Below are 4950 nucleotides of genomic sequence, written 5' to 3'. Positions count from 1 at the left end.
GGGGGCGAGGGTCAGCCCGCCAAGAAGCCGGGGCAGACGTGCATAGTAGGCCCGGTAGCCGTCGCGGCAGGCCTTCTGCGCCAGGGCGCAGGCGAGATAGGACTTGCCGACGCCGGTTGGACCGGTGATCAGCACATTGCGCTGATCCGTGACCCATCGGCTGGTGAAAAGCGGCTCAAGCACAGCACCTGAGAGCTTGCGGCGGGCGTGGCGGTCGATCCCCTCGACGCAGGCCTCGGGATAACGCAGCTTGGCGGCACGCAGCCGGGCGGTGAGCTGGCGATCGGCACGGGCGGCGGCCTCACGCTCGACAAGCAGGGCGAGGCGATCGAGAAAGGGCATCGCCTCCAGGTCCGTGCGGCCCAATTGCTCCTCGACGGCAGCGCGCATGCCATTGAGTTTTAGCGCCGAGAGCTTCTCCAGGGTCGGATGCGGTAACATGATCAGGATCTCTCCGTGGTGGGGGCGATCAGTGGTAGTAGCCGGGGCCGCGCACATTGGTGTGCTCGATGGGCGTGGCCTCGGTTCGCCGCTCCCCATCCAGCGGCTGACGGTCCAGACCGCGACGCAGGATCGACTCCAGGTTCGTGTAGCTGCCCACCCCCAGGCTCAGTGCCCGCTCCGAGGCTGCTTCCAGGCGCTGTGGGCTGTAATGGCGGGCCAGGCGCTGGAGTCCTTCGGCCAGACGCCGTGCGCGGCGTAGCGGGCCGTTTTCGAGCTCCTGGCGCACCAGTCTCCCCGTGGCCACGCCGATGCCTTCCGCCCAGCGCAGGATCTGCGCCCCATCGAGGGCGGCATACGCCCGGTGGTGGGGCGGCATGTGCTCGGGCAGCGTGGTCCGCCCCGGCCCGTCGTGGCGCGGATGGGCGGCGACGCGCAGGCTGGCGTGGAAGACCTCAAGGGTTGCCGTGGTGATGCGCAGCTCAATCTCCTCGCCGATGAGCCCGTGCGGGACGCTGTAGCTGTGCCCGGCATGCTCGACGTGGTACGTGGCATCCACACGCAGGCGTCGCCATTCGGCCGGCTCGAAGGGCTGCTGCGGTAGCGGCTTGAGCGCCTTGCGCTCAAGCTCCTCGAAGCGCTGCCGCCGACTTCCGGCCCGGCGCGTGAAGGCACGCTCATTGAGCGCATCGAGTCGTTCGCGAATCGCCGCGTTAGCCTCCGCCAGGCTGAAGAAGCGCCGTTCGCGCATGGGTGCGAGGATCTCGCGCTCGACGATCAGTACCGCATTCTCAGCCAGCGCCTTATCCTTCGGGGCGCGCACTCGCGCCGGGACCACGGCGAAGCCATAGGCCGCGGCCAACTCCGCATAGGCGCGGTTGAGCTGCGGATCGTAGCGGTGGGGTCGCTGCACGGCGCTTTTGAGGTTGTCGGGGACGATGCACTCCGGGACACCGCCGATGTAGGTCAGCGCACGGACGTGGGCGTGAAGCCAATCCGCGCTGCGCTGCGTGGCGCCAGCTTCGGCGTAGATCAGCTGCGAGCAGCCGAGCACGGCGACGAAGACCTGCGCCATTGCCTGCCTGCCGGTCTCGGCGTCCTCGATCGGCACCGTCATCCCGGCGTAGTCGACATAGAGCGCCTCGCCGGCGGTATGGACCTGCGCCATGCTCGGCTGCTCTCGGCCCAGATGGCGGCGTAGCCGATTGCAGAACGCCGAGTAGCCGTAGCCTTTCGGCTCGCGCTCGCGGTATTCGAGCCACAGTTGCTGCCGGGTCACACCCTTGCGGGTGAGTTCGCAGGCCACGTACTCCCAATCCGGCTCGGCCGGGATATCCGTACGGGAGCCCCTGGGAGACGGATAGAGCAGCCGCTCCAGGGCGCAGTCGTCGAGTTCCTCGGGCAGTGGCCAGTGCAACTCCGCCGCCTTAGCTCGGCGAAGGATTCGCTGCACCGTGGTCGAGCCGATCTTGCAGGCGGCGGCGATGTGCACCCGGCTCAGGCCGAGTTCGTAGCGAAGGCGGAGCACCTCTCGGATCTTGCGCATGGATGGCCTCGGGGTGGGCATGGACTCGCTCTCCGGAGCAGATGGTGGGGACGAGTCCGAGTATCCCCGAGCTGCTCCGTTTCCGTGGAACAGCTGAACCGCATGACGTGGAACGGCTGATCCCCATGGCGTGGAACAGGGTGTCCGCATGCCGTGGAATCACCCGACCGCTTCGCGTGGAACACCCCGTCCGCATCCGCAGCATTCCATATCCAAGGCGTCGAGCTCTTCGATATTGCGCCGGCGAGCGGCATTCTGTTCGGCCGCCCGCTGCGCGTTGTGGGCGATCACCAGACGACGGCCCTGCCACTGCGTCTCGACCACTGACTCCGCCCCGGTTCGTTGTGCCTGCTCGGCCAGTTCCGGGTGCAGCCGTTCGATCACGTGTGTGAACTCGCTGTAGCGTCGCCCGGGCACCGCCAGGATGTAGTCGACCGCCAGACCCTGCTCGGCGCCGAGCGCCTCCAGGGTCTCCACGTTGTCGAGACTCAGCAGGCCCCGGTCGGCGACGACCACCATGCGCTTGAGCGCAAAGCGTTTGAGCAGCCGCTCAACGATCGGCCCGAGCGTCGTCGTCTCCGCCACATTGCCTTCGAAGACCTCGTGGGCGATGGGGAGGCCCTCGGCGGTTTGCACCACCCCGAGGGCGAATTGCCGGGCGATGCCATCGACGTCCTTGCTCATCCCGTAGCGGCGCACGTCCTCGTCGAGTTCCTTGCCGCCGTGGATGCGCACGGTCGTCAAATCCCAGAACACCACGGAGAGTTCCTGGTCGAGCAGCGGTCTGAGTTGCTTCGCTACAGCCGCCTCGACCCTCTCGTGGCGATCCATCAATGCGTCCATGGCACGCAGCAGCTGCGAATGACAGACGGCATCGCCATCCAGGCCGGGGACACTGGCCTCGTCGCGCAGCCAGTCGAGCATGCTCAGTTTGCTCGACGGCGCGCTGAGCCGATTGAACACCATCGCCCGCACCAGCGCCTCGGCATCAAAGCTGCGCCGCGATGAGCGAAGGGCCTTTCGAATCGCGTCATCGAGTCCGAGTTCGTGCCAAAGCTGGTGCAACGCCCAAAGATCGCCGAAGGCCCGAGCGGTTTCGAACTCTGGCTCGTCCGGGACGGACTCCGGGCGGCCGATGGCGCGCTGCAGCCCGCGGATCAGAGGATCGAGACTCTTCTCCGAGAGTTGGTCGAGGCGGCCAAGATTGGCGACGACCCGTTGCTTAACCTTGCCCTGCTCGTCGCGGTATCCCTCGACGAGCTGCAGGTACTGCCGGCCACCGGATCGGCTGATGCGCGTGTACATGACACGACTATAGGGCGGTTCCAGTCATTCCGCAATTAATTCCGAGCTATCAGGCGTGACACAACAGCCTCTCGGGCCTGACGGCGTGCTGATCGTTGGGAAATCAATGGGCTGTTGTCAGAAATCGCCCAGATTCACCGAATGAACTGATGAACTTGGGCGTGCTGCTGCGTCTGTCAATCGTCTTTGGGCCCCATCACAGCCGTGCAAGTTTGCAAGGTTTCGAATCGCAGAATACCAACTAAACCCGGTGATTCCAGCCGCCCTCACGGGCTTGTAAGCCGCGTTCGATCAGTGCGCTGCGAGTTTTCAGGGCCGACTGTGTAGAAAACAGGCCGCCAACAGGGCTTCGATTAACCACTACTCTCATCTGGCACATCATACCCTTTTTCCCACCCCTCTTGCTCGCTCCAAGAGGTTATGAAGTCCTCCACAAATACCCTGTAATGCGAGGCACGCTCTTCCGCATCAGCAGCGCATGCTTCGTAAATTGGATCGATTTTGGGGGGTCTTTCAAAAAAAATACCATCGGACAAGTCACTACAGTCTTCTAACGGATTATCCGCGGGACGCGACGCCTCCTCTTCTTGTCTTATGATGTCAATCGCCCAATAGTAAACATTTGTTGCTTGTGCCATTTCCCGTCCTATGCTTTCGTCCAGGTTTAATACATGCCGCCCCTCTTCTAGAACATCATCGATCTCCGGGCACTCCATGCCATGGTCATCGCTCTCCTTTTTACAAGGCAAGTCTCCGTTGAATGACAAATAAGTGCGGACTATTGCCGGCCACAAAAAATAATACCCAGAGCGGTAGTAATCGCATACTGAGTAATGGCCACGCTCACTGCTGATGTTCGCTAGCATCATCAATATGGGGGCTTCTGTGTAAGCGTTTTTCCGCAACAGGTATTTCCGGATTTGCCTGGGGAAGGCGGGCATTGACTTGTTCTGCACGAAAAAAATTGCCGAGCACGCCTCAAACGACATTTTGTGCCAAATGCGATCACGGAGAGCTTCTTTTGTCTCCATAGGGAACGCCTGTAGCAAATTATATAGCGCGCTATCATCTCCTTTCACGCAGCTGAGGGCAGAACGGGGGTTACCTGTTATAAGGAACCATTTCGCTGCCCAACTAGCACAAACCTCCCTGTCATTCTCAAAGGGATCTTTATGCCAACCTTCGCCTACGAAATATGCTAGATCGTTAGTGGCTTCTCGAACCGGTTCTTCTAAAGTCATCAGCTTTTCGAGCGCTGACCGATGATCCTCACTTAAGGCATCGAAACCTTTTAAGTCAGAAAGATTTAGGCTTGGGTCGCATAGCACCTTAAGAAGATCCTCAGGGGTAATCGAATCCGTTACATCTTTGTGCTCAAGCATACTTGAAACCGAAACTAAAACATCCGGGCTAGCTTGAATGCTTCCTTCGTAACAAGCAGGGATGTATCCTTTAGCAGCCAACAGATCTGTCACTTCTTGTGTTGTCCGTAAAAGCGCCGTGGCTATATACGACAAAGGAGCACCAAGAAGATAACTATACTCTATGGCTGCCTCCTCATTCATCGCATAAGGCAAGCTCGTCCTTACCCCGTCAGCATACTTAACGAGTGTTGAAAAAGGGATTTCCCACCGGTTTTTTTTTGTATGAACGATACT

3 protein-coding genes and 1 pseudogene are annotated in these 4950 nt (G+C 61.0%); all 4 read right to left on the bottom strand.

The genetic code is table 11. The features are described 5' to 3' along the window. A partial coding sequence (locus tag LRF89_RS12890) for an ATP-binding protein (protein WP_238637321.1) occupies window positions 1–441 on the bottom strand: 441 nt, incomplete at its 3' end. A 28-nt stretch (window positions 442–469) separates the two neighbouring features. Continuing rightward, entirely contained in the window at window positions 470–1987 is a 1518-nt protein-coding gene (gene istA / locus LRF89_RS12885; protein WP_443134967.1) for an IS21 family transposase, read from the bottom strand. A 213-nt stretch (window positions 1988–2200) separates the two neighbouring features. Further along, window positions 2201–3292: pseudogene (locus LRF89_RS12880) on the bottom strand (IS1634 family transposase); the annotation flags it as partial. Window positions 3293–3645: 353 nt separating this feature from the next. Further along, window positions 3646–4950: hypothetical protein (locus LRF89_RS12875; RefSeq protein WP_238637318.1), on the bottom strand; the 1305-nt coding region annotated here is incomplete at its 5' end.

Source organism: Halorhodospira sp. 9621 (assembly GCF_022228055.1).
GTDB classification, from domain to species: domain Bacteria; phylum Pseudomonadota; class Gammaproteobacteria; order Nitrococcales; family Halorhodospiraceae; genus Halorhodospira; species Halorhodospira halophila_A.
This window is presented reverse-complemented; position numbering and strand designations above follow the sequence as displayed.

Coding starts and splice junctions, on each gene's coding strand:
- istA (WP_443134967.1), bottom strand. CDS start 1,987: ATGCGCAAGATCCGAGAGGTGCTCCGCCTTCGCTACGAACTCGGCCTG.